We start from the raw sequence: 861 nt of genomic DNA on the forward strand, positions 1-861 counted from the left end.
TCCTGATGGTCGAACACAACATGAAGGTGGTGGCAGGGATCTGCGACCGCATTTCGGTTCTGCAGCGCGGCGCGANCCTGGCCGAGGGCAGCTATGCCGAAGTCTCGGCCGACCCAAGGGTGCTGAGCGCCTACATGGGCAGCGAGACCGAGCTGGAAGGGGCCCACGGATGAGCGAGACCGTGCTTTCCCTGAAGGATATCAACGGCTGGTATGGCGAATCCCATGTGCTGCATGGCGTCAGCCTGGATGTGGCCCGTGGCGAAGTGGTCAGTCTGATCGGCCGCAACGGCGCCGGGCGCACCACGATCCTGCGCGCGATCATGGGGATGCTGGATCAACGGACCGGCACGCTTTCGGTCAAGGGCCGCGACATGAGCGCCACCCCCGCCCACCGCATGGCGGAATGTGGCCTTGGCTACTGCCCCGAAGAGCGCGGCATCTTCGCCAGCCTGAGCTGCGAAGAAAACCTGATGCTGCCGCCGCCGATCCGCGCCGGACGCGACATGGCGATGTCGCTGGATGAAATCTATGCGATGTTCCCCAACCTCAAGGAACGCGCGCAAAGCCCCGGCACCCGCCTTTCAGGCGGCGAACAGCAGATGCTAGCCATTGCCCGCATCCTGCGGACTGGCGCCGACATCCTGTTGCTGGACGAAATCTCGGAAGGTCTGGCCCCGGTCATCGTGCAGACGCTGGCGCGGGTGATCCGCGAACTGAAGGCGCGCGGCTTCACCATCATCATGGTGGAACAGAACTTCCGCTTCGCGGCGCCGCTGGCCGACCGCTTCTTCATCATCGAGCACGGCACCGTGGTCGAGGAAATCCGTCAGGCCGATCTGGCCGCGCGGATGGATGATAT

At 64.3% G+C, this 861-nt stretch carries 2 protein-coding genes; both read left to right on the forward strand.

The window, feature by feature from the left end; all coding sequences use genetic code 11:
* Window positions 1-173 (forward strand): ABC transporter ATP-binding protein C-terminal domain-containing protein (locus C5F44_RS17675; RefSeq protein ID WP_478210336.1); only part of this gene is annotated, 173 nt, incomplete at its 5' end.
* Window positions 170-861 (forward strand): ABC transporter ATP-binding protein (locus C5F44_RS17680; protein ID WP_107674948.1); only part of this gene is annotated, 692 nt, incomplete at its 3' end. The genes C5F44_RS17675 and C5F44_RS17680, both read left to right, overlap by 4 nt.

It is taken from the genome of Fuscovulum blasticum DSM 2131 (assembly GCF_003034965.1).
Taxonomy (GTDB): domain Bacteria; phylum Pseudomonadota; class Alphaproteobacteria; order Rhodobacterales; family Rhodobacteraceae; genus Pseudogemmobacter; species Pseudogemmobacter blasticus.